The following is a 26427-nucleotide window of genomic DNA, read 5'->3' on the forward strand; positions in this document are numbered from 1 at the left end:
TCGCCCGCGACCGCCACCGAGTCACCGCCGGGAGCGTCGCCGATCGAGGCATAGGCGCAGTTGTCGGCGGGCGCGATATCCGGCGCCGCGGCCGCCGCCGGCGAGCCGAGCAGCCAGGCCAGCACCAGAAGCGCAACTAAGCGTGTGACCAGGCCCGATAAGACCTTCATGGATCCAAGCACGTCAAAGATCATGGGCAGCATGTCGCGTCGGCACGCCGCCGCGGCCCTCCTGCAACCCGAAGGGAGGAGGAGGCGGGTGCGAGCTTGACGAACAAAAGAATCTTGAAAGCCCGTTGAACGCATCAGCCGTCGGCACCCGTACCTAGGGCCATGCGTGACGCACTCAGCGGCGCGGTACCCAAGGGACAGCGGGAGTCGGAAATGCTGCATCTATCAGGGGGTTCCCCCCGGGCCTGGCGGAGCGCCTCGCTCGTAGCGACAGCTGCGGCGATGCTGGCGCTGACGACGGCTTGCGGTCAGGAGCAGGGGGACCAGTCGCCGAACGGACAGAACGTGGGCAACCAGGCCCCTGCCAAGAGCGACGGGTACGGGGCGGGCAGCGACGGATACGGGGCCGGCGCGGGCGACGCGAAAGAGGGCGCGGGCAAGGCGAAGGCCGCGGGTCAGCTGGCCGTCTGGGACAGCAAGAAGCTCGGCAAGGTCGTCACCGACAGCGAGGGTCGCACGCTCTACCGCTTCGACAAGGACACCGCCGAGCCCCCCAAGTCGAACTGTGACGGCGCCTGCGCCACCACCTGGCCCGTCGCGTCGCCCGAGGGCGCGGCCGCCCCGCCCGGCGTGGACAAGTCCCTGCTCGGCGAGGTCACCCGCAGCGACGGCAGCAAGCAGCTGACCATCGACGGCTGGCCGATGTACCGCTACGCCAAGGACACCAAGGCCGGTGACGCCAAGGGCCAGGGCGTGGGCGGCACTTGGTATGCGGCGGCCCCCGACGGCAAGAAGGCCGCTCCCGCCGCCGACGCGGCCGAACCCCCCGCCGACACGGCTCCCGTCGACCCGGCAGGGCTCTCGACCCGCAAGGACCCCAAGCTCGGGGAGATCGTCGTCGACAAGAACGGCATGACCGTCTACCGCTTCACGAAGGACTCCGCCTGGCCGATGAAGTCCGCGTGCACCGGCGCCTGCCTCGAGAAGTGGCCGGTCGTCCCGCCGGTCGCGAAGAACGACACCAAGGGCATCCTCAAGAAGGGCTTCGTCGTCTTCGACCGCCCCGACGGACAACAGCAGCAGACGATCGACTGCTGGCCGATGTACACGTTCTCCGGTGACAAGAAGCCCGGTGACACCAATGGACAGGGTGTAGGCGGCACTTGGTACGCCGCGGGCCCTGACGGAAAGCCTGTCGGCGCGCCGAAGTAGAAGTCCGTCCGGAAAGGGGGTCCCGTCAGAAGTAGCTCAGTACCTCGCGTTCGGTCGACCGGTCCGTTCCTTTTCCCCCTCCCGGGGAAGGAACGGACCGGTTTTTTGGGTGGAAATTCGGCACTTGCCACAGGCAGTGACCGAGAACGGACGGTCAATTTCCGTTTTGACTCGCTCCCTTGGCGGACGATCAGTAGCCTCACTTCGAACACCGGCTCGCCTCGCCTCGCCTACGACTTGGAGTCCTGATGGAGCGTCCCGCCTGGGCCCCGCAGGGCATCGACATCACGATGCCCAGCGTGTCCCGCATCTACGACTACTACCTGGGCGGTTCGCACAATTTCGAGGTCGACCGGGACGCTGCCCGCCGGGCCATGGAGGTCATGCCGGGGTTGCCCAAGATCATGCAGGCGAATCGTGCCTTCATGCGCCGAGCAGTGCGTTTCGCCGTGGACCAGGGCATCGATCAGTTTCTCGACATCGGTTCGGGCATTCCCACCTTCGGCAATGTGCACGAGATCGCGCAGCAGGCGAACCCCGATGCCCGGGTGGTCTACGTCGACCACGACGCGGTGGCCGTCGCGCACGGCCGTGCGGTGCTCGACGGCAACGAGAAGGCGATCGCCGTCGCCGGGGATCTGCGCAAACCACTGGACATTCTGGGCAGTTCGGAGGTCAACGGACTCCTCGACCTGGGCCGTCCGGTAGCCGTTCTCCTCGTCGCCGTCCTGCATTTCGTGGAGGACGCGTACGATCCCTACACAGCGGTCGCCGAACTGCGGGACGCAACCGCGCCCGGCAGCGCGATCGTCCTCACGCACGCTTCGTACGAAGGGATGCAGATCCCCGCCGAGCAGGCCGGTCAGGTCGTCGGCGTATACAAGGACATCCGCAATCCACTGATCATGCGCTCGCGCGACGAGATCGCGCGGTTCTTCGAGGGATACGACATGGTGGAACCCGGCCTCGTGCCGATGCCGCGCTGGCGGCCCGAGACCGCGCCCGAGGAGGAGGATCCGTATGCCTTCTCCGGGTTCGCCGGCGTGGGGCGCAGGGCATGAGCGGGGAACCGGACGGGCCCGAGGGCAGAGTGCGCAGGTTTGCCACCATATGGAGCCGCGCCATCTTCCCGGTCACGGCGACCTCGCTGACCCGTCCCGAGTTCGAGCAGCAACTGGTGCCGCTGGCCCGCAGATTGCGCACCGCCCTGCACGAGCGGGTCTTCGAGGCCGCCGAGGGCCAGGCGATCGGCGCGGCGCTCGTCGGCACCCACTGCACCGACCCCGAGGCGCTGAGCCGCACCCTCGACTGCGTGGACGCCTATCTCGTCCTCTACTGCGGCGACGACGGCCCGCGTGAAGAGCTGCGGGCCCGGTCCGCGCGGCTGCAGCACGCCCTGGCCGCGGGCTTCGCCGGCGCCCTGCGGGAGCGGACCCTCGCCGAGCAGGAGGCGATATCGGGGGCGGCCCTCAGCGCCCGCAGCGCCGTCGCCGAAGCCCTGCACGCGAGCGAGGCACGCTTCCGTGCCGTCTTCCACGGCGCGGCGATCGGCATCGGCATCGCCGACCTCACGGGCACGGTCCTGGAGGTCAACGACGCGCTGATCCGCATGTTCGGCGGCCTGGAGAACCAGGTGCGCGGCCGCAACGTCGCGGAGTGGACGCACCCCGACGACTCCCCCCACGTATGGAAGCTCTACGAAGAGCTGGTGCGCGGGGAGCGCGAGCACTACCGCGTGGAGAAGGCCTTCTACCGGCCCGACGGCACCGTCCTGTGGACCAATCTGACCGTCTCGCTGCTGCGTGACGCGGACGGAGTGCCGCAGTACCAGCTGGCGCTGATGGAGGACACCACCGAGCGCCGCCTGCTCAATCTGCGCCTTCGCTACGAGGCCACGCACGACGCGCTGACCGGCCTGCCGAACCGCACCCTGTTCTTCGAACGCCTGGAGAAGGCGCTCGCGGCGGGCGACGGCGCACGGTTCGGACTCTGCTACCTCGACCTCGACGGCTTCAAGACCGTCAACGACAGCCTCGGCCACGCGGCGGGCGACCGGCTCCTCGTCGAGGTCGCCGACCGGCTCCAGTCCTGCGCCACGGCGCCCGGCGAGATGGTCGCGCGGCTCGGCGGCGACGAGTTCGTGGCGCTGACCACCGGCCGTGACAGCGAGGTCGAGGTGGACGACCTCGCCGGACGCATCATGCACGCGCTCTCCACGCCCATCCGTGTCGAGGGCCGCGAACTGACCGTGCGCGGCAGCATCGGCATCGTCGAGGGCCCGGCCGGGGAGCGCGGCGCGGCGGAGGTCCTGCGCAGCGCCGACATCACGATGTACCGCGCGAAGTCCGCGGGCGGCAACCGCTTCGAGCTCGCCGACCCCGAGGCGGACGCCCGCGCCATCACCCGGCACGGTCTGACCACCGCGCTGCCCGCCGCTCTGGAACGCGGCGAGTTCTTCATCGAGTACCAGCCCCTCGTGCACCTCGGGGACGGCAGCGTGCGCGGCGCCGAGGCGCTGGTGCGGTGGCTGCATCCGCAGCACGGCATCATCGGCCCGGACCGGTTCATTCCGCTCGCCGAGCACACCGGTCTGATCGTTCCGCTCGGCCGCTGGGTCCTTGAGGAATCGGTTCGCCAGGCCCGCACGTGGGAGGCGCGGCACAAGGACGCCGGGCCGCTGCGCGTGAACGTGAACCTCTCGCCCATGCAGCTGACCCACCCCAACCTGGTGTCGGACACGGTGGAGATCCTGGAGCGCTCCGGGCTCGAACCGGGCGCCCTGTGCCTGGAAGTCACCGAGTCCGCGCTGATCGGCGCCGACGACGACCTGCTCAAGCCGCTGCGGCGGCTCGCCGAGATGGGCGTGGACATCGCGCTCGACGACTTCGGCACGGGCTACTCCAACCTCGCCAATCTGCGCCGCCTGCCGGTGAGCATCCTCAAGCTCGACCGCTCCTTCACGCAGGGCATGCAGCACTTCCCCGCCGACCCCGTCGACCTGAAGATCGTCGAGGGGATCGTCTCGCTCGCCCACAGCCTGGACCTCGCGGTCACGGTCGAGGGTGTCGAGACGGGCCACCAGGCGGATCAGCTGCGAGAGTTGGGCTGCGACACGGCGCAGGGCTGGTACTACGCACGTCCCGGCCCGCCGGACCAGCTGCACGAGCTGGCGCTCGCCGACGCGACGAGCTGAGGAGCTGAGGAGCATGGCCACGCCCGGAGAGATCCATTGGGTGTACGCCTTCGTGGACCGGCCCGCGGACCGGTTCGCGCAGGCCCATACCTTCTGGGCGGCGGTCACCGGAACGCGGCTCTCCGCGTTCCGGGGCGAGGACGACCAGTTCGTGACCCTGCTGCCGGACGGGGCCGACGCCGTCCTGAAGGCGCAGGCCGTCCAAGGGCCCGGCGGCGCGCACCTCGACTTCGCGGTGGAGGATGTCCCCGCCAAGGCGCGCGAGGCCCGCGCGCTCGGGGCCGCCCCGGTCTTCGCGGAGGACGGCCTCGAGGTGCTGCGCTCGCCGGGCGGGCAGCTGTTCTGCGTGGTGAGGTGGCACGGCGAGCACGTACGGCCCGAGCCGCTGGCCGCGCCCGACGGGACCACGAGCCGCCTCGACCAGGTGTGTCTGGATGTGCCGCCGGCGGTGTGGGAGGCGGAGAAGGCGTTCTGGGCCGCCTTCACGGGGTGGTCGGAGCGGCCGGGTTCGCTCCCTGAGTTCCACCTCGTGGAGCCGACCCCCCGGCTGCCGATCCGAATTCTGTTGCAGCGCCTGGACGACGACGGGCCCGCCGGAGCGCACCTGGACTTCTCCTGCTCCGATTTCGACGCGGACCGCGTGCGCCATGAGGCGTTCGGCGCCGAGACGGTCTGGCGCGGCCCGCACTGGATCGTGATGCGGGACCCGGCGGGCGGCACGTACTGCCTGACGATCAGGAACCCTGAGACCGGCGGCCTGCCCTCCGTGGGTTAGTCACCTGCGGGCCCGGTGGGGGCGGGCCGCGCAGTTCCCCGCGCCCCTGACGGGGCGCTGAGCGCCCTTAGGGGCGCGGGGAACTGCGCGATCAAGCCCCACCGGCCCGCGGAGAAACACAGCCCGGTAGCCACCCTCACCGCTCGAGCAACATCCGCTGCAACTCCCGCGCAGCCCGCGGCGGAGCCACATCGCTGCGGTGGGCCAGCGCGATCGTGCGGTGCAGGGAAGGCCGGGCGAGGGGCGTCATCCGCAGGCCGCGCCCGGCCCGCTCGGCCACCATGCGCGGCACGACCGCGACCCCGAGCCCGGCCCGCACGAAGCCGAGCACCGCGTCCATCTCGCCGCCCTCGACGGCGAACTCCGGTTCGAACCCCTCGGCCCGGCAGGCGGCGACCGTCAGCTCCCGCAGGTCGTAGCCGTGCCGGAACATCACGAGGCGTTCGCGCTGCAGATCCGCGACCCGCACCGGCTTGCCGCCGAACCCCCGCGCGTCCGGCGACGACACGACGACCAGGTCCTCGCGCAGCAGCTCCACGGTGGTCAGGGCGGGCGACGGACTGGGCAGCGGGAGCACCACGACGGCCAGGTCGAGGGCGCCGCGCGCCAGCTCCCGTACGAGGTCGTGGGAGCCGCTTTCCTCCAGGAGGAGCTGGATGCCGGGATGCCGGTCGTGGAAGGCGCGCAGAACCTCGGGCAGCAGGCCAGTACAGACGCTGGGCGTCGCCCCCAGGCGGATCCGGCCGCGGCGCAGCTGGGCCAGCTCCTGGACCTCGATGCGCGCGGTGTCGGCGTCCGCGAGGATGCGGCGGGCCAGCGGGAGCAGCGCCTCGCCCGCGTCGGTCAGCGCGATGTTGCCGCGGGCCCTGCTGAACAGCTCGGCGCCCAGCTCCTTCTCCAGGGCGCGGACCTGCTGGGAGAGCGAGGGCTGGGAGACGTGCACCTGCTCGGCGGCCCGGGTGAAGTGCCTGGTCTCGGCGACGGCCACGAAGTAGAGGAGCTGCTGGAACTGCATACACAGCAGGGTACGGCCGATGATAGCCAGTCGCTATCGAGATGAGCTGATCCATCTCTTGGACCGATCGGGACCTTCGGCCTTAGCGTCGGTTCCATGGCTCTGGCAACGCGGACGGACCGAAAACGGCCGTCGATGACGCGCACGATCTGGGACTCGTCCGTCGGCAAGAAGACAGTGATGGCAGTGAGCGGCCTGATCATGCTGCTCTACCTGATCGCCCACATGATCGGAAACCTGAAGATCTTCTTCGGGCCCGAGGAGCTCAACCACTACGCCCACTGGCTGCGCACGGTCGGCGAGCCCTTCATGCACTACGAGTGGACGCTCTGGCTGATCCGTGTCGTCCTCGTGGTCGCCGTCGTCGCGCACGCCGTCTCCGCGTACCAACTGAGCCGCCGCGACATCAAGGCGCGCCCCGCCAAGTACGTCAACAAGAAGGCGGGCAAGAGCTTCGCCACCCGCACGATGCGCTGGGGCGGCATCATCCTCGCCCTGTTCATCGTCTGGCACATCCTGGACCTGACGACCGGCACCGTGCACCCGGGCGGCTACGAGCACCTGCACCCGTACCAGAACATCATCGACACGTTCTCCACGTGGTACGGCAACGTCATCTACATCGTCGCCGTCGTCGCCCTCGGCTTCCACGTGCGCCACGGCCTGTGGAGCGCCGCGCAGACCCTGGGCGCGGGCAAGGCGACCCGCGACCGCGCCCTCAAGATCATCGCCAATGGCGTCGCGCTCGTCCTGACGGCGGGCTTCGTCGTCGTCCCCGTGGCCGTCATGACCGGAGTGGTGAGCTAGCAGATGAATTCCTCCCGTGAGCACGCCTCCCGTGAGTACGCCGACTACACGACCGGGGAGCCGGTCGTCGACACCAAGGCCCCCGAAGGCCCCGTCGCCGAGCGCTGGGACACCCGCCGCTTCGAGGCCAAGCTCGTCAACCCCGCCAACCGCCGCAAGCACACCGTGATCGTCGTCGGTACCGGCCTCGCGGGCGGCTCCGCGGGCGCCACGCTGGCCGAACAGGGCTACCACGTCGTGCAGTTCTGCTACCAGGACTCACCGCGCCGCGCCCACTCGATCGCCGCGCAGGGCGGCATCAACGCCGCGAAGAACTACCGCAACGACGGCGACTCCATCCACCGCCTCTTCTACGACACCGTCAAGGGCGGCGACTTCCGCGCCCGCGAGTCCAACGTCCACCGCCTCGCGCAGATCTCGGTGGAGATCATCGACCAGTGCGTCGCGCAGGGCGTGCCGTTCGCCCGCGAGTACGGCGGCCTCCTCGACACCCGCTCCTTCGGCGGCGTACAGGTCTCCCGGACGTTCTACGCGCGAGGCCAGACGGGGCAGCAGCTCCTGCTCGGCGCCTACCAGGCGCTCTCGCGGCAGATCGCGGCCGGCAACGTCGAGATGCACCCGCGCACGGAGATGCTGGACGTCGTCGTCGTGGACGGCCGGGCCCGCGGCATCGTGGCCCGCGACCTGATCACCGGCAAGATCGAGACGTACTTCGCCGACGCGGTGGTCCTGGCCTCCGGCGGCTACGGCAACGTCTTCTATCTCTCGACGAACGCCATGAACTCCAACGCCACGGCCATCTGGCGGGCTCACCGACGCGGCGCCTACTTCGCCAACCCCTGCTTCACGCAGATCCACCCCACCTGCATCCCGCGCACCGGCGACCACCAGTCGAAGCTGACCCTGATGAGTGAGTCGCTGCGCAACGACGGCCGCATCTGGGTCCCCAAGGCGCAGGGCGACGACCGCCCGGCGAACAAGATCCCCGAGGACGAGCGCGACTACTACCTGGAGCGCATCTACCCCTCCTTCGGCAACCTCGTGCCCCGCGACATCGCCTCACGCGCCGCGAAGAACGTGTGCGACGAGGGCAGGGGAGTGGGCCCCGGCGGCCAGGGCGTCTACCTCGACTTCGCCGACGCCATCAAGCGCATGGGCAAGAAGGCGGTCGAGGCCAAGTACGGCAACCTCTTCGACATGTACGCGCGGATCACCGACGAGGACCCGTACAAGACGCCGATGCGGATCTACCCCGCCGTGCACTACACGATGGGCGGACTCTGGGTCGACTACGACCTGCAGACCACCGTCCCCGGCCTGTTCGCGGTCGGCGAGGCCAACTTCTCCGACCACGGCGCGAACCGCCTCGGCGCGTCGGCCCTGATGCAGGGCCTGGCCGACGGCTACTTCGTACTGCCGTCGACGATCAACGACTACCTCGCCCGCAATCCGCACCACGACGAGATCTCCGACGACCACCCCGTCGTACGGGAAGTGCTCGACGAGACCGCCGACCGCATCACCCGGCTCCTGGCCGTCGACGGCGACCGCACGCCCGACTCCTTCCACCGTGAACTCGGCGAGCTCATGTGGGAGTTCTGCGGCATGGCCCGTACCGAGACGGGGCTGCGCAAGGCCCTCGAACGCATTCCGCAGATCCGCGAGGAGTTCTGGCGCCGCCTCAAGGTGCCGGGCACCGGCGAGGAGTTCAACCAGTCCCTGGAGAAGGCGAACCGCATCGTCGACTACCTGGAACTCGCCGAGCTGATGTGCCTCGATGCCCTGCACCGCGCCGAGTCCTGCGGCGGCCACTTCCGCGAGGAGTCGCAGACGCCGGACGGCGAAGCGGCCCGCCGCGACGAGGAGTTCGGCTACGCCGCCGCCTGGGAGTTCACGGCCACCGGCCAGGCTCCCGCCCTCCACAAGGAAGACCTCGTCTTCGAGTACGTCCACCCCACCCAGCGGAGCTACGCATGAAGCTCACCCTGCGCGTCTGGCGCCAGCAGAACGCCGACGCCGAAGGCGCCATGTCCACCTACGAGGTGGACGACATCTCGTCCGACATGTCCTTCCTGGAGATGCTGGACACCCTCAACGAAGAGCTCATCGTCAAGGGCGACGACCCCGTCGCCTTCGACCACGACTGCCGCGAGGGCATCTGCGGCGCGTGCTCGCTCGTCATCAACGGCGACGCGCACGGACCCGAGCGCACCACCACCTGCCAGCTGCACATGCGGTCCTTCAAGGACGGCGACACGATCGACATCGAGCCGTGGCGCGCCGCGGCCTTCCCGGTCGTCAAGGACCTGGTCGTCGACCGCTCGTCCTTCGACCGCATCATCCAGTCCGGCGGCTACATCAGCGCCCCCACCGGCGCGGCCCCCGAGGCGCACGCCGCTCCCGTGCCGAAGCCGGACGCGGACTTCGCCTTCGAGCACGCGGAGTGCATCGGCTGCGGCGCCTGCGTCGCCGCCTGCCCCAACGGCTCGGCGATGCTGTTCACCTCGGCCAAGGTCAACCACCTGGGAGTCCTGCCGCAGGGCGCGCCCGAGCGCGAGACACGGGTGCTCGACATGGTGGCGCAGATGGACGAGGAGGGCTTCGGCGGCTGCACGCTCACCGGCGAGTGCGCGACCGCCTGCCCGAAGGGCATTCCGCTGCCGTCCATCTCCGCGATGAACAAGGAGTGGTTGCGGGCCACCCGGAAGGTCAGCCGCTAGCTTCGGCAGCCGGCTCCGTACGGGGTCTGATGTTCCGTCAGGGCGCTGGGGTACCTTCGCCGCATGCACCCGGGAGCGTACGACCCCGCAAGGACGGCCGTCGTCACCGCCGACGGCACACGGACCCTCACCTACGGACAACTCGAAGAACGCTCCCTGCGGCTCGCGGATCATCTGCGGGCCGCAGGTCTGCGCAGGGGCGACCACCTCGCCCTGCTCTGCGACAACGACCCGCGCGCTCTGGAGGTCTACTGGGCGGCGCTGCGCTCGGGCCTCTATCTCACCGCCGTGAACCACCACCTCTCGGCGGACGAGGCCGCCTACATCGTCCGTGACTGCGGGGCGAAGGCGCTGGTCATCTCCGGGTCGCTCGCCGAATTCGGCGCGGGCGTCGTGGAGTTGGCCGGGGGGCCGCCGGTCCTGCTCGGGCTCGACGACGGGACGTACGAGAAGGCGCTGGAGTCCGCGTCCGCCGAACCGCCCGCCCACCAGCCGCGCGGCACCGACATGCTTTACTCCTCCGGCACCACGGGGCGCCCCAAGGGCATCCAGCCCGCGCTGCCCGAAGGGGACGTGCGCGAAGATCCCAGCACCTACGTACTGATCTTCCAGGCCATGTACGGCTTCGGCGAGGACACCGTCTATCTCTCGCCCGCCCCGATCTACCACGCGGCCCCGCTCAGATTCTGCGGAGTCGTCACGGCGCTCGGTGGCACGGTCGTCCTCATGGACTCCTTCGACGCGGAGGGCGCCCTGGCGGCGGTCGAGCGGCACCGGGTCACGCACAGCCAGTGGGTGCCGACCATGTTCGTACGGATGCTGAAGTTGCCCGCCGAGGTGCGCGGGCGCTACGACCTGTCCTCGATGAAGATCGCGATACACGCCGCGGCGCCCTGCGCCGTCGAGGTCAAGCAGCGGATGATGGAGTGGTGGGGGCCCGTCCTGTACGAGTACTACGCGGCGACGGAGGGCAACGGCATCACGTTCATCTCGCCCGAGGAATGGCTGCGCAAGCCCGGCTCCGTGGGCAGGGACGGTTTCCTCGGCGAACTGCGGATCTGCGACGAGTCGGGCGACCTGCTGCCGAGCGGCGAGACCGGCATCGTCTACTTTGAGCGCGACGAGGTGCCCTTCACCTACCACGGCGACGGCGAACGCACCCGCGAGGCACAGCACCCGGTGCATCCGAACTGGACCACCACGGGGGACATCGGGCACGTCGACGAGGACGGCTACCTCTTCCTCACCGACCGCAAGGCATTCATGATCATCTCGGGTGGCGTGAACGTCTACCCGCAGGAGGCCGAGGACTGTCTCGTCCTGCATCCGGCGGTCGCGGACGTCGCGGTGATAGGGGTGCCGGACGCCGAGATGGGGGAGGCGGTCAAGGCCGTGGTGCAGCCGGCCGAGGGCGCGACCGCGGGGCCCGAACTGGAGCGTGAGCTGGTCGAGTTCGTACGGGAGCGCCTCGCCCACTACAAGGCGCCGCGTTCCGTGGACTTCGCGCACTCGCTGCCCCGGACGCCCACCGGAAAGCTGGCCAAGTCCGCGCTGCGCAGGTCGTACTGGGAGTGAGCGGGCGGGGTCAGCCGATATCGGTGCCAGTGCCAGTGCCAGTGCCAGTGCCAGTGCCGGTGCCGGTGCCGGTGCGGGTGTCTGTGCCGCCGCTCGCCAGGACCGTCTCGCGGAAGGACGCCACCACCGGCCGCAGGTCGATGTGGTGCCAGGCCGCCCACAGATGAACGGACGCCTTGTGCCAGGGCAGTTCGCGTACGGCGACGCCGTCCGTCGTGCCGCGCACCATGCTCCGCTGGATGAGCGCGAGGCCCAGACCGGAGGCGACCAGGCCGAGCGCGGTGAGCGGTTCGGCGGCGTCCAGGCGGATGTCCGGGGTGAAGCCGGACGCCACGCACGACGCGAGGAAGGTGTCGCGCCAGGCCGGATCCCTGGAGTTCTCGACGGCGATCCACGCCTGGCCGTCCAGGTCGGCGGGCGTCAACTCGGCCTGCGCGGCCAGCGGATGGGAGGCGGGCAGCGCCAGCAGCAGCGGGTCTTCGAGGAGGGGTGCGGCAAGGAGATCCGGATCGTCCCGCGCGGGCGGCTCCTGGACCAGCGCGATGTCCAGGCTGCGCTGGCGCAGGCCCTCGAACTGCTCCGCCGTGGGGAGGCTGTAGAGGGCGACGTGGATGCCGGGGCGCTGTTCCTGGAGGGTGCGCAGCGCGCCCGGCAGGACGCCGGTGTGCATGGCGTCGCCCACGTATCCGATGCAGAGGCCGCCCTCCTCGCCACGGCCCAGCCGCAGGCCGAGATTTTCCAGCCGGTCCGCGTGCCGCAGCAGGGCGCGGGCCTCGCTCAGGAAGACCCGGCCGTCGGAGGTGAGGCGGATGCGCTGCTGGCTGCGTTCGAACAGGGCGAGTCCGAGCTGCTTCTCCAGCTGGGCGATCTGGCGGCTGAGCGGTGACTGGGAGATGTGCAGGGCTTCGGCCGCCCGCCCGACGTGTTCCGTCTCGGCGACGGCCACGAAATAGCGGAGTTGTCGCAGGTCAAGCATGTAAGACCTCAGAGGACTCAAGTGTGTCCAAGCGAGTCTTGGACAGTCTCAAGCATCGATCCTAACCTCGAACTCGCAAGGCCGACGGATCAAGCCGGACACCCCGGAACCGTCGTAAATCCACCACCGCGAGGACCCTCCCATGAGCATCACGTCCCTCCTCCCCGGAGCGCTCGGCTTCGGCACCGCCCCGCTCGGCAACATGTTCCGCGCCATCCCCGACGAGGAGGCCGCGGCCACCGTCGAGGCAGCCTGGGACCAGGGCATCCGCTACTTCGACACCGCCCCCTTCTACGGCGCGGGCCTCTCCGAGATCCGGCTCGGCGGCGTCCTCGCGGGCCACCCCCGCGACGAGTACGTCCTGAGCACGAAGGTCGGCCGCGTCATCCTGGACGAGGTCGAGGACCCCGCCGCGCGCGACCTCGGCGAGAAGGGCGGCCTCTTCGAGCACGGCCGCCCGAACAAGATGGTCAACGACTACACGGCCGATGCCACCCTCCGTTCCATAGAGGACAGTCTCAAGCGGCTCGGCACGGACCGGCTCGACATCGTCTGGGTGCATGATGTCGCGCAGGACTTCTACGGCGACGAATGGCTGGCCGCCTATGAGACAGCCCGCACGGGCGCCTTCCGCACCCTGGACCGGCTGCGCGACGAGGGTGTCATCAAGGCCTGGGGTCTGGGCGTCAACCGCGTGGAACCCCTCGAACTCACTCTCGACCTGGACGAGCCGAAGCCCGACGCCTTCCTCCTGGCCGGCCGCTACACCCTCCTCGACCACGACCGCGCCCTGCAGCGACTGCTCCCGGCCGCCGCGGCTCAGGGCGTCGACATCGTCGTGGGCGGCCCCTACAGCTCGGGCATCCTGGCGGGCGGTCAGCACTTCGAGTACCAGAAGGCGCCCGCGCAGATCATCGCCAGGGTCGAGCGCATCAAGGCCCTCGCCGAGCGCCACGGGGTCGGCATCAAGGCCGCCGCCCTGCAGTTCTCCCTCGCCCACCCGGCGACGGTCGCGGCGATCCCCGGGGCCACCAAGCCCAGCCGCATCGCCGAGGACGTCGCCGCGCTCGGCGAGACCGTACCGGCCGCGTTCTGGGCCGACCTGCGCGCACAGAAGCTGATCGCCGCGGACGCGCCGGTGCCGAGCGCCTGACGCGCTCCTGTAGACCTGACCCACCCCTGCAAACCCGTAAGCCCATAAGTCCGTACATCCGTACGGCTCCTCAAGGAGAAACCATGGCTTCCACCTCCGCGTCCGTCGAGCTCCCCGTACCGGCCGACCGCGTCTGGCAGCTCATCGGCGGCTTCGACTCGCTGCCCGACTGGCTTCCGTTCATCCCCGTCAGCGAATCCAGCGAGGGCGGCCGCGTGCGCAGCCTCAAGAGCGCGGACGGCGGCGTCATCATCGAGCGCCTGCTGACCTTCGACGAGAAGGCGCGCACCTACAGCTACGCCATCCTCCAGGCCCCGTTCCCCGCCACCGACTACGTGGCCACCCTCACCGTGCACGAGACGCCCGGACAGGACGCGTCCCGCGTGGAGTGGTCCGGCGTCTTCACGCCGGTGGGGGTCGGCGACGACGAGGTCGTCGCCCTGTTCCACGGCATCTTCAGCGACGGCCTCGCCGCCCTGAAGCAGACCCTCGCCGCCTGACGCGAGCCGAACCGCGTTCGACCCGCCCGGCCCGCACGAATGATCTACTGGATGCCGGGGGGACACGGCGGGGGTCAAGCACGGGGACCAGCCAACCGCACCACAGCAGGAGGTACGCAGCATGCTCGTCGATCTCTCCGGAAAGACCGCCCTCGTCACCGGATCGACCCAGGGAATCGGGGCGGCCATCGCGGTCGGCCTGGCCAAGGCGGGTGCCACGGTAGCCGTCAACGGACGGACCGCGGCCTCCGTCGACAAGGCCGTCGACCGGCTGAAGGGGGAGCACGGAGCCGCGGAGTTCCTGCGGGCTCCCGGTGACATCTCCACCGACGAAGGCGCCGCACAGGTCTTCGCCGCCGTCCCCCGGGCGGACATCCTCGTCAACAACCTCGGCATCTTCGGTGCCGCACCGGCCCTCGACATCAGCGACGACGAATGGCGCCGCTACTTCGAGGTCAACGTCCTGACCGCCGTCCGCATGATCCGGCACTACCTGCCGGGGATGAAGGAGCGTTCCTGGGGACGGATCCAGAACATCGCCAGCGACTCGGCACTCGTCACCCCCGCCGAGATGATCCACTACGGCACGTCGAAGACGGCGCTCCTCGCTGTCTCCCGCGGCTTCGCCAAGGAGGCCGCAGGGTCGGGCGTGACCGTCAACTCCGTGATCGCGGGCCCCACGCACACCGGCGGCGTGGAGGACTTCGTCTACGAACTCGTCGACCCCGCGCTGCCCTGGGACGAGGCGCAGCGGGAGTTCATGGTCAAGCACCGCCCGCAGTCCCTGATCCAGCGGCTCATCGAGCCGGAGGAGATCGCCCACATGGTGGTCTACCTCAGCTCCCCCCTGGCCTCCGCCACGACGGGCGGCGCACTCCGGGTGGACGGGGGTTACGTGGACTCGATCGTCCCGTAACATCCCGTGGCCATGACCTCCGCCACCCCGCCGCCCAGTAACGGTCTCGCGTCCCGTACCGGTCTCCTGCTCGGGGTCGACATCGGGACGTCCTCATCCAAGGGCGTCCTGGTCCGCCCGGACGGCACGCTCGTCGCCTCGGCGCAGCGTGAGCACACGACGTCCACGCCGCACCCGGGCTGGTTCGAACATGACGCGGACGGCGTGTGGTGGGCCGACTTCCGTTCCCTGGCACGGGAGTTGCTGGCCGGTCTTCCCGCGGGCGACTCCCTCGCCGCGGTCGGCGTCAGCGGCATCGGGCCCTGCCTGCTCCCCGTCGACGAGGAGGGCACCCCGGTCCGCCCGGCCATCCTGTACGGCGTCGACACGCGGGCCGGCGCCGAGATCGACGAGCAGAACGAGCGCTACGGCCCCGAGGGGATCATCCGCCGCTGCGGCTCACCCCTCACCAGCCAGGCGATCGGCCCGAAGCTCGCCTGGCTGCGCCGCCACGAACCGGCGGCCTACGGCGCCACCCGCCGCTGGTACATGGCCAGTTCGTATCTCGTGCACCGCCTCACCGGCCGGTACGTCCTCGACCACCACTCGGCGAGCCAGTGCACCCCGCTGTACGACCTGGCGGCCCGGTCCTGGATCGAGGAGCGCTGCGAGGAGATCGCCCCCGGCCTCCGGTGGCCCGAACTGGTCTGGCCCTCCGACGTCGTCGGCGCCGTCAGCGGGGAGGCACAGGCGCTCACCGGCCTCCCCGCGGGCACCCCTGTGGTCGCGGGGACGGTGGACGCCTGGGCGGAGGCGGCCGGGGTCGGCGTCGCCGCTCCCGGTGACCTCATGCTCATGTACGGCACGACGATGTTCCTGGTGGGAATCGTGCCGGAGCCGCTGACCAGCCCGCGCCTGTGGGGCACGGCGGGCGCGTTCCCCGGCACGTACTGCCTGGCCGCCGGGATGGCCACGTCGGGTGCGGTCACCGGATGGCTGCGTGACCTCACCGGCACCTCGTACGAGCAACTGACCGCGGAGGCAGCCGCGTTGCCGCCCGGCGCCGAGGGTCTGCTGATGCTGCCCTACTTCGCGGGGGAGCGCACCCCGCTCTTCGACCCCGACGCGCGGGGGCTCGTGCACGGCCTGACGCTGCGGCACGGCCGCGGCCATCTCTACCGGGCCGCCCTGGAGGCCACCGCGTACGGCGTCCGGCACAATCTCGCCGCCATGACCGAGGCGGGCGCCGCCGCCGACCGGCTGGTCGCGGTCGGCGGCGGCGCCCGTGCGCTGTGGACCCGGATCGTCTCCGACGTGACCGGGCGCGAGCAGCACCTGCCCCGGCACACCATCGGAGCCGCGTACGGCGACGCGTTCCTCGCCGCGGTCGGCGCCGGGCTCGCGGAGCCGGGCGACATCGCCCACTGGAACCCGACGGTCGAGGTGATCGCCCCGGAGGCGACCGCCTCGACCGTCTATGACCGGCTCTACGGCCTCTATCTGGACCTGTATCCGGCAACCCGCGAGGCCGCGCACCGGCTGGCCGAGCTCAACTAGACGCGGACGCCTAGTCGTTGGTCGTCACGTGGACGTAGTCGACGACGAGTTGCTGCGGGAAGGTCGTGTTGCCGTCCGGGTCGCCGGGCCAGTAGCCGCCGACCGCGAGGTTGAGGATCACGAAGAACGGCTTGTCGAAGACCCACTGCTTGCCGCCGAGGTCGGCCGGGGTGCGGGTCTGGTAGACGTTGCCGTCCACCGACCAGGTGACCTTGTTCGGCGACCAGTCCACCGCGAAGGTGTGGAACTTGTCCGAGAACGCCTCGCCGCCGGGCAGCGTGTAGCCCGCGCCGATGCCGCCCGAGCCCGAGTAGCCGGGGCCGTGCAGGGTGCCGTGGACGGTGCCCGGTTCGAAGCCGACGTTCTCCATGATGTCGATCTCGCCGCTCTGGGGCCATCCGACGCTGCCGATGTCGGCGCCGAGCATCCAGAACGCGGGCCACATGCCCTGCCCCTTCGGCACCTTCATCCGGGCCTCGACATGCCCGTACGTCTGCGTGAACTTGCCCGAGGTGTTGAGCCGGGCGGAGGTGTACTCACACTTGCCGTACCAGCACTGGTAGTTCTCGGGGTTCTCCTTGCGGGCGGTGATGACCAGGTTGCCCTGGCCGTCGAGCGCCGCGTTCTTGTTGCCCGAGGTGTAGAACTGCCGCTCGTGGTTGTTGACGTTGTCGCCGGTCTCGATCTGCCACTTGCCGCCGTCGACCGCCGACCCGGCGGGGCCGTTGAAGTCGTCGGTGAAGGTGGCGGCCGCCGCGGCGGAGGCGGGGGTGGGGGCCGCCGACGCTCCGGAGGGGAGTCCGGCCAGGGCCGAGGCGCAGCAGGCAAGGGCGACCGTGGAGAGCGCCGCACGGCGGCGCCAGGAGGTGTGCACTGTCATCACATCGCTTCACGTGGGGGTGGCGAGAGAGTGGGGGGTGCGTAGTGCCGGGGGTGTTGGGGCGTCTCGCGCGGGCTGTCAAGACATGCGCATGACAACCCGACATCGAGAACTGAACGCGGCGAGTGATCAACCCCGCCGCTTTGTTCAGTACTTGATTTAAGGCAGCCCGCGGTGCGCCGTCAAGGAGTTGGTGCGTACCAACTCACCGCAACCTCACCGCGACCTGAAACGGCCGCCGTCCGCCGCCCGCGCCAGATACGGCGCCGTCCGGCTCCCCTCGGCCCCCGCCACCGCCTCCGGCGGCCCCGAAGCGACCACGCGACCGCCCTCTTCACCGCCGCCGGGACCCATGTCGATCACCCAGTCCGCGCCCGCCACCACCGCCATGTCGTGCTCGACGACCACCACCGAGTGGCCCGCGTCGACCAGGCCGTGCAGCTGGCGCATCAGGACCTCCACGTCGGCCGGGTGGAGCCCGGTGGTCGGCTCGTCCAGGAGGTAGAGCGTGTGACCGCGCCGCACCCGCTGCAACTCGCTCGCCAGCTTGATGCGCTGGGCCTCGCCGCCCGAGAGCTCCGTCGCGGGCTGGCCGAGGCGCAGATAGCCGAGCCCCACGTCCAGGAGCGTGCGCAGGCTGCGGGCCACGGCCGGGGTGTCCGCGAAGAACTCCGCGGCCGCCTCCACCGTCAGGTCGAGCACCTGCGCGATGTTCAGTCCGTGGTACGCCACTTCGAGGGTCTCGGGGTTGTAGCGCGCACCCCCGCAGTCGGGGCACGGCGCGTACGTGCTGGGCAGGAAGAGCAGCTCGACGCTCACGAACCCCTCACCCTGGCAGGTCTCGCACCGCCCGCCCGCGACGTTGAACGAGAAGCGCCCGACGCCGTACCCCCGCTCCCGCGCCGCGTCCGTGGCCGCGAACACCTTGCGCACGACGTCGAAGAGGCCCGTATAGGTGGCCAGATTGGAGCGGGGCGTGCGACCGATCGGCTTCTGGTCGACGCGGACCAGCCGCCCCACGCCCTCCAGGTCCTCGGTGATCTCTCCGATGAGCGTGGACTTGCCCGACCCGGAGACGCCGGTGACCGCGGTGAAGGCGCCCAGCGGGAAATCGGCCGTCACGTCACGCAGATTGTGCCGGGTCACGGGGCCCGCCTTCAGCCAGCCGCGCGGGGTACGCACCGCGCGTGCCGGAGCGGTCTCGCGGCCGAAGAGGAAGCGGGCCGTCGCGGACCCCGTGACGCCCTCCAGATCCGCCACCGGGCCGCTGTGCAGCACCTGCCCGCCGTGCTCACCGGCGTCCGGGCCCACGTCGACGAGCCAGTCCGCGTGGCGCATGACGTCCAGATGGTGCTCCACGACGAAGACCGAGTTGCCCGCCGCCTTGAGCCGGTCGAGGACGGTGAGCAGGGACTCGGTGTCCGCCGGGTGCAGACCAGCCGACGGCTCGTCCAGGACGTACACGACGCCGAAGAGACCGGAGCGCAACTGGGTTGCCAGACGCAGCCGTTGCAGCTCGCCTGCCGAGAGGGTGGGCGTGGCGCGGTCCGGGCTGAGATAGCCGAGGCCGAGCTCGGTGATGGTGGCGATGCGGGCCAGGAGGTCGTCGGTCAGGACGCGGGCCGCCTCCGAACCCGTGCCGCTCTCCAGGGCCTTGGCCAGTTCCGACAGGGGCAGCGCGGCGAGATCGGCGATGGTGCGGCCCGCGAACGTGACCGCCATCGCCTCCGGGCGCAGCCTGCTGCCGCCGCACGCCGGGCAGTCGGCGCTCGCCAGGAACCGCTCGGCCTTGGCCCGCAGCGTCTGGCTCTTGGAGTCCGAGAACGTCTTCATCACATAGCGCCGGGCGCTCATGTACGTTCCCTGGTAGGGGCGTTGGATGCGGTCGGCGTCCCGCACCGGGTGCACCGTCACCACGGGCTGCTCGTCCGTGAACAGGATCCAGTCCCGGTCCGCCTGCGGCAGCTCGCGCCAGGGGCGGTCGACGTCATGACCCAGGGCATCGAGTACGTCCCGCAGGTTCTTGCCCTGCCACGCTCCGGGCCAGGCCGCGATCGCGCCCTCGCGGATGGAGAGGGACGGATCGGGGACCAGGAGCTCCTCGCTGGTGCGGTGTACGCGGCCCAGGCCGTGGCACTGGGGGCAGGCACCGGCGGCCGTGTTCGGCGAGAAGGAGTCCGAGTCGAGCCGCTCTGCGCCCTCGGGATAGGTGCCGGCGCGCGAGAACAGCATGCGCAGCGAATTCGAGAGGTTCGTGACCGTGCCCACCGAGGAGCGCGAGGTGGGCGCCGAGCGGCGCTGCTGGAGCGAGACCGCCGGAGGCAGACCGGTGATCTCACCGACCTTCGGCGCACCCACCTGATGGATCAGACGCCGGGCGTACGGGGCGACGGACTCGAAGTAGCGGCGCTGGGCCTCCGCGTAGATCGTCCCGAAGGCGAGCGACGACTTGCCCGAGCCGGAGACACCGGTGAAGACGGCGAGCACGTCACGCGGGACGTCCACGTCGACGTTGCGCAGATTGTGCTCGCGGGCGCCCCGGACACGTACGAACGGATCATGGGGGCTGTGCATGGGGGACTCCGTACGCGGCTCGGGGGCAAACCCCACGATTCTAGGTCGCGGCCAGTCCCGCGACCCGGGACAGGCGCCGGAAGGAGTCCACAAGGCCCTCGCGGTCGTACGTACTGGTCGTGACCAGGACTTCTTGCGCCCCGCTCTCCTTGATGAGCGTCTCCAGTTCAGCGGCCACCTGCTCCTCGGTGCCGTGGATGTGGCCGAGGAGCCCGGACTCGTAGAAACCGCGCTCCTTCTCGGTCATCGTCGTCGCCGGTGACTCGATGCGCTCGGCCGGCGGCAGGGGCGGGAACGTTCCGTGGGTGCGCGCGTGGGCCATCGACCAGGCTTCCGGTATCAGCAGGCGGCGGGCCTCCTCGGGCGTCCCGGCGACGGCGACGGTGCCCGAGACGACGACGTACGGCTCGCTCGACCACGGTGAGGGCCGGAAGGACGAGCGGTACTGGTCGATGCCGCGGAGCATCTTCTCGCGGCTCCTGATGTCGCCGATGACCATGGGGAGACCGGCCCGCGCCGCGATGGCGGCGCCCTCGCCCATGGCCAGGACGAACGGCGGGACGGTCAGACCCTCGGCGGGCCGGGCGTGCGCTCCGGTGTCCGACGTGCCGCGGAACCAGCCGAGAAGCTCGGTGAGCTGCGCCGCGAAGTCGTCCGCGTCGTGCTTGTCCCGGCCGAGGGCCTTGCGCACCCCATCCGTGAAGCCCACCGAGCGGCCGAGCCCCATGTCGATGCGTCCGGGGAAGAGCGCTTCGAGGACCCCGAACTGCTCCGCGACGACGAGGGGCTGGTGGTTGGGCAGCATCACGCCGCCGGTGCCGACCCGGATGGTGCGCGTCGCGGCGGCCACGGCCGAGGCGAGGACGGTCGGCGCGGAGCCCGCGACGCCCGGCACCGCGTGGTGTTCCGACACCCAGAAGCGGTGGTAGCCGAGTTCTTCGAGTTCCCGGGCCAGACGCACGGTGTCGCGCAGGGCCTCGGGTCCGTCGTGCCCCTCGCGGGTGCGGGAACGGTCGAGGACGGAGAACCGGGTGGCTTCCACGCGAGACCCCTTTGCCTGACTGATCGCCTCTGCCGTGTCAATGATCCGTGAGGTCAGCGGGGCGGGCAAGGTGTTTCTGATCTCCATGGAACGGAACGGATCGGAACGGTCCGGGACACGGCGGGCGGGCCGGACCGCGGCACCCTCACTCCGGACGCAGCCACAGCGTGGCCAGCGGAGGAAGCGTCACGTGGAGTCGGGCAGGGAAAGCCCCGAAGGGCTCGGAGACCGGTTTCAGCGCGTCCGGGTTGCGCACGTCGCCCCCTCCGTAGTGGGCCGCATCGGTGTTGAGCGACTCCCGCCAGGCACCGGCCGTCGCGGGCGCTCCGAGCGGGTAGTCGTGGCGGACCACCGGGGAGAAGTTCGAGACGGCCAGGAGCGGAGTCCCGTCGGCCGCGTGGCGCAGGAACGCCACCACATTGTCCCCGGCTGCGTCGGCCTCGACCCAGGCGAAGCCGCCGGGGTCCGAGTCCCGCTCCCACAGGGCGGGGGCGGACCGGTACCGGTGATTGAGGTCGCGCACCAGCCGCTGTACACCGGCGTGGTCCCCTCGCGCCGCATAGGACTCGTCCAGGAGCCACCAGTCAAGGCCGTGTTCGTGCGACCACTCGCCGCCCTGGGCGAATTCCTGCCCCATGAAGAGGAGCTTCTTGCCGGGGTGGGCCCACATGTAGGCGAGGTAGGCGCGGTGATTGGCGCGCTGCTGCCACCAGTCGCCGGGCATCTTCGACACCAGGGACCGTTTGCCGTGCACGACCTCGTCGTGGGAGATCGGCAGGAGGTAGTTCTCGCTGTACGCGTAGACCATGGAGAAGGTCAGTTCGTTGTGGTGGTACTGCCGGTGCACCGGTTCGTGCCGGACGTACTCCAGGGAATCGTGCATCCAGCCCATGTTCCACTTCAGGCCGAAACCCAGGCCGCCGAAGCCTCCGGGGCCACCGGTGTGGTGGGTGGCCCGCGTGACGCCGTCCCACGCGGTCGACTCCTCGGCGATGGTGACCACGCCGGGATTGCGTCGGTAGACCGTCGCGTTCATCTCCTGCAGGAAGGACACCGCGTCCAGGTTCTCCCGGCCGCCGTGTTCGTTGGGCGCCCACTGGCCGTCCTCGCGCGAGTAGTCGAGGTAGAGCATCGAGGCGACGGCATCCACGCGCAGGCCGTCGATGTGGAATTCCTCGCACCAATAACTCGCGTTGGCCACAAGGAAGTTGCGCACCTCGCGACGGCCGAAGTCGAAGGTGAGCGTGCCCCAGTCCGGGTGCTCGGCACGGCGGGAATCCTGCGGCTCGTACAGCGGTGTGCCGTCGAATGCCGCAAGTGCCCAATCATCCTTGGGGAAGTGGGCCGCCACCCAGTCCACGATCACGCCGATGCCCGCCTGGTGCAGCGTGTCGACCAGATACCGGAAGTCGTCCGGTGTGCCCAGGCGGGAGGTCGGCGCGTAGAGGCCCGTCGCCTGATAGCCCCACGAGCCGCCGAAGGGATGCTCGGCCACCGGCAGGAACTCCACGTGCGTGAAACCCGCGTCGGCGACGTACTCCGTCAGCTCGCCGGCAAGCTGACGGTAGCTCAGCCCCTGCCGCCAGGACGGCAGATGCACCTCGTACACGGAGAAGGGCGACTGGACCACAGGGCGTTCCGCCCGGCCCGCCATCCATGCCTCGTCCGCCCATACATGGCTCGACCGTGTGACCACCGAGGCGGTCGCGGGCGGCACTTCCGAGCGGCGGGCCATCGGGTCCGCGCGCACCGTATGGGTGCCGTCGGGGCGCGTGATGTCGAACTTGTAGAGGTCTCCCTCGCCGACTCCGGGAACGAACAGTTCCCATACGCCGGCCGAGCCGAGCGAACGCATCGGATGGGCGGTGCCGTCCCAGCGGCAGAAGTCCCCGCAGACCCGCACCCCCAAGGCGTTGGGCGCCCACACCGTGAAACGGGTGCCGGTGACGCCCTGGTGGGTCATCGTGTGTGCGCCGAGGGCCGTCCACAACTCCTCGTGCCTGCCCTCACCGATCAGATGCAGATCGAGTTCGCCCAGGGCGGGCAGAAAGCGATAGGGGTCCTGCAACTCGACGTCCCGGCCGTCGTACGAGATCCGCAGCGCGTACTCGGGGATCTCCTCGAGCGGCAGAACGCACGAGAAGAAGCCGTCTCCCGTGCCGGCCAGTTCCGTGGTCCGCTCCCCGATGACGAGCGTCGCCGCCCCGGCGTACGGACGCAGGACCGTGAAGGCGACACCTCCGGTCACCGGATGCGCGCCGAGCACGGAGTGCGGGTCGTGGTGTGTGCCCGCAAGGAGGCGTCTGCGGCTCTCCGCGTCGAGCTCCGGCCGTCCGGTGGCGAGCGGCGTGTGCGGGGCGGCCGCGCGAGCGGGCGCGGATACATCGGTGGTGACCACGGATTCAGGTCCCTTTCGCCAGACGGTCGATGGCGGCCATGGGAACGGGCAGCCAGTCAGGGCGGTGCCTGGCCTCGTACAGCGCTTCGTACACCGCCCGGTCCGTCTCGTAGGCCCGCAGGAGCGCGCCCTGCTTTCGCGGATCCCACGCGGACTCGGCGGCATACCCCGCGCAGTAGGCCTCCCGGCAGCGCTGCGCCCACTGGGGCTGCCAGGGGCGGGTGGCGTGGGCCGCGTATTCGAAGGAGCGGAGCATGCCCGCGATGTCGCGTACGGGGGCCTGGGTGTGCCTGCGCTCGGCGATCGGGCGGGCCGGTTCGCCCTCGAAGTCGATGACGAACCACCGCTGTCCGGCCCACAGGACCTGACCGAGGTGCAGGTCCCCGTGGATCCGCTGGTCGGGCTGGCCGGGGACCCGTGCCCCGAGGACGCCGTACGCGGCCTTCAGGCGGGCCATGTACGGCACGAGCGCCGGCACCTGACGGGCGGTGGCCTCCAGGCGTGTGATCATCGCTGACGCGAGCCGGTGACCCCCTTGCCGGTCCGGGAGGTCGGGCGCGAACACCTGGGCGAGCGCCAGGTGCACTTCGGCGGTGGCGCGCCCCAGCTCGTACGACTCGTCGGTGAAGTCGTCGCCCGATGCGAGGGCTTGGAGGGCCATGGTCCAGCCGTCGGTGGCATCGCGCAGGAACGGCTGGAGCACGCCGAGCGTCGTTCGGCGCGGCTCGGCGGTCCAGAACCAGGCGACGGGAGCGGGTACCCGGGAGCAGCCCTCGCGGCCGAGGGCCCAGGGGACCTCCAGGTCCGGGTTGATGCCGTACTGGATGCGGCGGAAGATCTTCAGGATGAACGAATCGCCGTACACCAGTGAGGTGTTGGACTGCTCTCCGTCCAGGACGCGGGGGGTGAGCCCGGAGGGCACCTCGGTCTGTCCGTCGCGTTCGAAGCGCAGCGGGCCCGCCGCGCCGGGCGTGCGGAGGCGTTCGAGGAGCAGTGCGGCCGACCGGGGGTCGTGCAGGGCGTCGTAGACGGTGAGTCCCTGGAGGGGGCCCTGGGTCGGGCGGCCGATGACGGCGCGCTGGAGGCGGGGCGGCGGGTCCTCGTCCACGCCGAGCAGCAGTTGGTAGCAGCCGTCGCGTGTTCCGGTGTGCCGGGAGCGGATCAGCAGATGCATGCAGCCCGGGTGCAGCTCGGTCATCGACACCACGGTCAGTTCCGTGATGGGCAGGCCCTTGCCCGCGAACCACCGCTGCTTCGGCAGCCACTCCTGGAGCACACCGTCGAGCGAGGTGAGCAGCGTCGTGGGGGTGAGGCTGCCGCGCGACTGCGTAGCGGTCTCCAGCATTGCGTCACGTCCCTTCAGAGGTGCACGTCGGGTTCCGCCGGGCGGCGCGGGTGCAGCTCCTCGTGCAGGCGGAACCAGTAGAAGCCGTGTCCGGCCAGGGTGAGCAGATAGGGCAGTTCGCCGATGGCGGGGAACTGCACTCCGCCGATCAGTTCGACCGGGTGGCGGCCGTTGAAGGTTTGCAGGTCGAGTTCGGTGGGCTGGGCGAAGCGGGAGAAGTTGTGGACGCACAGGACGAGGTCGTCCTTGTATTCGCGCAGGAAGGCGATGACGGCCGGGTTGGAGGAGGGGAGTTCCGTGTAGGAACCGAGGCCGAAGGCGGGGTTCTGTTTGCGGATCTCGATCATCCTGCGGGTCCAGTGCAAGAGTGAGGAGGGCGAGCTCATGGAGGCTTCGACGTTGGTGACCTGGTAGCCGTAGACGGGGTCCATGATGGTGGGCAGGTAGAGGCGGCCGGGGTCGCAGGAGGAGAAGCCGGCGTTGCGGTCGGGGGTCCACTGCATGGGGGTGCGTACGGCGTCGCGGTCGCCGAGCCAGATGTTGTCGCCCATGCCGATCTCGTCGCCGTAGTAGAGGATCGGGCTGCCGGGCAGGGAGAGCAGCAGGGCGGTGAAGAGTTCGATCTGGTTGCGGTCGTTGTCCAGGAGGGGGGCCAGGCGGCGGCGGATGCCGATGTTGGCCCGCATGCGGGGGTCTTTGGCGTATTCCGCATACATGTAGTCGCGCTCTTCGTCGGTGACCATTTCCAGGGTCAACTCGTCGTGGTTGCGCAGGAAGATGCCCCACTGGCAGCCCGCCGGAATGGCCGGGGTCTTGGCAAGGACCTCTGAGACGGGATGGCGCGATTCGCGCCGGACGGCCATGAAGATGCGCGGCATCACGGGGAAGTGAAACGCCATGTGGCTCTCGTCCCCGCCCTTCTCGAAGTCGCCGAAGTAGTCCACGACGTCCTCGGGCCACTGATTGGCCTCCGCGAGGAGAACGGTGTCCGGATAATGCGCGTCGATCACGGAACGGACGCGCTTCAGCATGGCGTGGGAGCGCGGCAGATTCTCGCAGTCGGTGCCCTCTTCGGCGTACAGGTAGGGGACGGCGTCGAGGCGGAAGCCGTCGATGCCCAGGTCGAGCCAGAAGCGCAGGGCGGAGATGATTTCTTCCTGGACGGCGGGGTTTTCGTAGTTGAGGTCGGGCTGGTGGGAGAAGAAGCGGTGCCAGAAGTACTGCTTGCGGACGGGGTCGAAGGTCCAGTTGGAGGCTTCGGTGTCGACGAAGATGATGCGGGCGTCGGCGTACTGCTTGTCGTCGTCGGCCCAGACGTAGTAGTCGCCGTAAGGGCCTTCGGGGTCGGTGCGCGAGGCCTGGAACCACGGGTGCTGGTCGCTGGTGTGGTTCATGACGAAGTCGATGATGACGCGGATGCCGCGCTGGTGGGCCGAGTCGACGAACTCCACGAAATCGGCGAGGTCGCCGAATTCGGGCAGCACCGCCGTGTAATTCGATACGTCGTAACCGCCGTCCTTCAACGGCGATTCGAAGAACGGGGGTAGCCAGAGGCAGTCGACGCCGAGCCATTGGAGGTAGTCGAGTTTGGCGGTGATGCCCTTGAGGTCGCCGATGCCGTCGCCGTTGCTGTCCTGGAA

The 26427-nt window shown here is 70.0% G+C and carries 20 protein-coding genes; 12 read left to right on the forward strand and 8 right to left on the reverse strand.

What is annotated here, in order from left to right:
* Positions 1 to 383 precede the first annotated feature (383 nt).
* The 4 genes from ABZ906_RS06215 to ABZ906_RS06230 all read left to right on the forward strand — a co-directional run bounded on the left by ABZ906_RS06215 (position 384) and on the right by ABZ906_RS06230 (position 5350).
* Positions 384 to 1382, forward strand: a complete 999-nt coding sequence (locus ABZ906_RS06215; RefSeq protein WP_361200698.1) for an SCO0930 family lipoprotein — start codon at positions 384 to 386, stop codon at positions 1380 to 1382.
* A gap of 248 nt (positions 1383 to 1630) precedes the next feature.
* Positions 1631 to 2443 carry an SAM-dependent methyltransferase gene (locus ABZ906_RS06220; protein WP_361377944.1) on the forward strand — a complete coding sequence of 271 codons (813 nt, stop codon included), beginning with the start codon at positions 1631 to 1633 and terminating at the stop codon, positions 2441 to 2443.
* Entirely contained in the window at positions 2440 to 4575 is a 2136-nt protein-coding gene (locus ABZ906_RS06225; RefSeq protein WP_361200701.1) for an EAL domain-containing protein, read from the forward strand. Before ABZ906_RS06220 ends, ABZ906_RS06225 begins: the two co-directional genes overlap by 4 nt.
* A 13-nt stretch (positions 4576 to 4588) precedes the next feature.
* Positions 4589 to 5350 (forward strand): VOC family protein, encoded by a 762-nt coding sequence (locus ABZ906_RS06230; protein ID WP_361377947.1) that lies wholly within the window; start codon positions 4589 to 4591, stop codon positions 5348 to 5350.
* A 136-nt stretch (positions 5351 to 5486) separates the two neighbouring features.
* On the opposite strand, the gene ABZ906_RS06235 is transcribed toward ABZ906_RS06230, so the two are convergent.
* Positions 5487 to 6365 (reverse strand): LysR substrate-binding domain-containing protein, encoded by an 879-nt coding sequence (locus ABZ906_RS06235; protein WP_361200705.1) that lies wholly within the window; start codon positions 6363 to 6365, stop codon positions 5487 to 5489.
* A gap of 135 nt (positions 6366 to 6500) precedes the next feature.
* Here ABZ906_RS06235 and ABZ906_RS06240 point away from each other — a divergent pair, with 135 nt between their 5' ends.
* The 4 genes from ABZ906_RS06240 to ABZ906_RS06255 all read left to right on the forward strand — a co-directional run bounded on the left by ABZ906_RS06240 (position 6501) and on the right by ABZ906_RS06255 (position 11467).
* Positions 6501 to 7172, forward strand: a complete 672-nt coding sequence (locus ABZ906_RS06240) for a succinate dehydrogenase (protein WP_361200747.1) — start codon at positions 6501 to 6503, stop codon at positions 7170 to 7172.
* 3 nt (positions 7173 to 7175) lie between these two features.
* Positions 7176 to 9149: a fumarate reductase/succinate dehydrogenase flavoprotein subunit gene (locus ABZ906_RS06245; RefSeq protein WP_361200707.1), complete on the forward strand. Its 1974-nt coding sequence runs from the start codon at positions 7176 to 7178 to the stop codon at positions 9147 to 9149.
* A complete protein-coding gene (locus ABZ906_RS06250) occupies positions 9146 to 9892 on the forward strand; it encodes a succinate dehydrogenase/fumarate reductase iron-sulfur subunit (protein ID WP_361200709.1) in 747 nt (248 codons plus the stop codon). The genes ABZ906_RS06245 and ABZ906_RS06250 overlap by 4 nt, the downstream gene beginning before the upstream one ends.
* Before the next feature lie 63 nt (positions 9893 to 9955).
* Positions 9956 to 11467, forward strand: a complete 1512-nt coding sequence (locus ABZ906_RS06255; RefSeq protein ID WP_361200711.1) for an acyl-CoA synthetase — start codon at positions 9956 to 9958, stop codon at positions 11465 to 11467.
* A 10-nt stretch (positions 11468 to 11477) separates the two neighbouring features.
* Here the strand turns inward: ABZ906_RS06255 and ABZ906_RS06260 are convergent, their stop codons facing one another.
* Positions 11478 to 12443, reverse strand: a complete 966-nt coding sequence (locus ABZ906_RS06260) for a LysR substrate-binding domain-containing protein (RefSeq protein WP_361377950.1) — start codon at positions 12441 to 12443, stop codon at positions 11478 to 11480.
* 142 nt (positions 12444 to 12585) lie between these two features.
* Between ABZ906_RS06260 and ABZ906_RS06265 the strand changes: the two genes are divergently transcribed.
* The 4 genes from ABZ906_RS06265 (at position 12586) to ABZ906_RS06280 (ending at position 16548) form a co-directional block, all read left to right on the forward strand.
* Positions 12586 to 13596 (forward strand): aldo/keto reductase, encoded by a 1011-nt coding sequence (locus ABZ906_RS06265; RefSeq protein WP_361377953.1) that lies wholly within the window; start codon positions 12586 to 12588, stop codon positions 13594 to 13596.
* An 83-nt stretch (positions 13597 to 13679) separates the two neighbouring features.
* On the forward strand, positions 13680 to 14096 hold the full coding sequence (locus tag ABZ906_RS06270) for an SRPBCC family protein (protein ID WP_361200717.1): 417 nt from the start codon (positions 13680 to 13682) through the stop codon (positions 14094 to 14096).
* Positions 14097 to 14217: 121 nt separating this feature from the next.
* On the forward strand, positions 14218 to 15012 hold the full coding sequence (locus ABZ906_RS06275; RefSeq protein WP_361200749.1) for an SDR family oxidoreductase: 795 nt from the start codon (positions 14218 to 14220) through the stop codon (positions 15010 to 15012).
* A gap of 12 nt (positions 15013 to 15024) precedes the next feature.
* Positions 15025 to 16548: an FGGY-family carbohydrate kinase gene (locus tag ABZ906_RS06280; RefSeq protein ID WP_361377956.1), complete on the forward strand. Its 1524-nt coding sequence runs from the start codon at positions 15025 to 15027 to the stop codon at positions 16546 to 16548.
* 10 nt (positions 16549 to 16558) lie between these two features.
* Here ABZ906_RS06280 and ABZ906_RS06285 read toward each other — a convergent pair whose 3' ends face one another.
* From ABZ906_RS06285 to treS, 6 genes are all read right to left on the reverse strand, one after another.
* Positions 16559 to 17428: a glycoside hydrolase family 16 protein gene (locus tag ABZ906_RS06285; protein ID WP_361200733.1), complete on the reverse strand. Its 870-nt coding sequence runs from the start codon at positions 17426 to 17428 to the stop codon at positions 16559 to 16561.
* A 216-nt stretch (positions 17429 to 17644) separates the two neighbouring features.
* The gene (locus tag ABZ906_RS06290; RefSeq protein ID WP_361377959.1) at positions 17645 to 20002 is read right to left on the reverse strand and encodes an excinuclease ABC subunit UvrA; all 2358 of its coding nucleotides are present in this window, start codon (positions 20000 to 20002) and stop codon (positions 17645 to 17647) included.
* Between the two features lie 40 nt (positions 20003 to 20042).
* A complete protein-coding gene (locus ABZ906_RS06295) occupies positions 20043 to 21044 on the reverse strand; it encodes an LLM class flavin-dependent oxidoreductase (RefSeq protein WP_361377962.1) in 1002 nt (333 codons plus the stop codon).
* A 145-nt stretch (positions 21045 to 21189) separates the two neighbouring features.
* A complete protein-coding gene (gene glgB, locus ABZ906_RS06300) occupies positions 21190 to 23442 on the reverse strand; it encodes a 1,4-alpha-glucan branching enzyme (RefSeq protein WP_361377965.1) in 2253 nt (750 codons plus the stop codon).
* A gap of 4 nt (positions 23443 to 23446) precedes the next feature.
* Complete coding sequence (locus ABZ906_RS06305; RefSeq protein WP_361377968.1) at positions 23447 to 24787, reverse strand: phosphotransferase; 1341 nt, start codon at positions 24785 to 24787, stop codon at positions 23447 to 23449.
* A gap of 14 nt (positions 24788 to 24801) precedes the next feature.
* Positions 24802 to 26427, reverse strand: a 1626-nt coding sequence (gene treS / locus ABZ906_RS06310; RefSeq protein ID WP_361377971.1) for a maltose alpha-D-glucosyltransferase, incomplete at its 5' end; no start/stop codon positions are given.

The sequence above is a fragment of the Streptomyces sp. NPDC046925 genome (genome assembly GCF_040644915.1).
In the GTDB taxonomy this organism is placed as follows: Bacteria; Actinomycetota; Actinomycetes; order Streptomycetales; family Streptomycetaceae; genus Streptomyces.